General features: G+C 40.8%; 1 pseudogene. It reads right to left on the bottom strand.

The features are described from left to right. Positions 1 to 8: 8 nt before the first annotated feature. A pseudogene (locus CWC30_RS10985) lies at positions 9 to 542 on the bottom strand (transposase); the annotation flags it as partial. Positions 543 to 564: the final 22 nt, after the last annotated feature.

Raw genomic sequence — 564 nt, 5'->3', positions numbered from 1 at the left:
CGATATGATCAGGTTAAAAACTCGTCTTGTATGAGATATAATGCGTTAATAAAACTGATGCGTAATGGCTCAACTTTATGGGCTTTAGCCATCTCTGCCATTTCTAGTCTCACGATATTATATGATGTCAGAATACCCCAGAGCTCTTGATAAATACCTTCCTGTTTCAGGCTCCGTAATGCTGGTTTATTTGATAGTTGATATTGCTTGAGCTCACCATAGCCTCGCTCTATTTCCCATCGTTGCCAATACACATCGAGTAGCGCTTTCAGCGGGTACTTTTCTGGACAGACGCATGAGGTGATGAACCCTTTTATTTCCCCTTTAGGTGTCGGAATTTGAATAAGCCTTGCTTGCCATGTATCACCTAGGTAAGGGGCTGATTTCTTAGCTTGTGGTGAAATAGGCATTGTTATTAAGTGGTCGTAATCGCTAAATGACTCCGTTATTTCATAGCGCATTTTGCTTTTGATGGGTGTAAGCCAATGATGATTTTCGCTAACGCCTTGCCAGCTCGTAAATAGTTCAGCCGAAAAGAAACCTCTATCAAATAGCTTAAATTAA

Source organism: Pseudoalteromonas sp. S4741 (genome assembly GCF_005886135.1).
Classification (GTDB): domain Bacteria; phylum Pseudomonadota; class Gammaproteobacteria; order Enterobacterales; family Alteromonadaceae; genus Pseudoalteromonas; species Pseudoalteromonas tetraodonis.
Note: the sequence above shows the minus strand (reverse complement) of the source record. Positions and strands in the feature narration are given on the sequence as shown.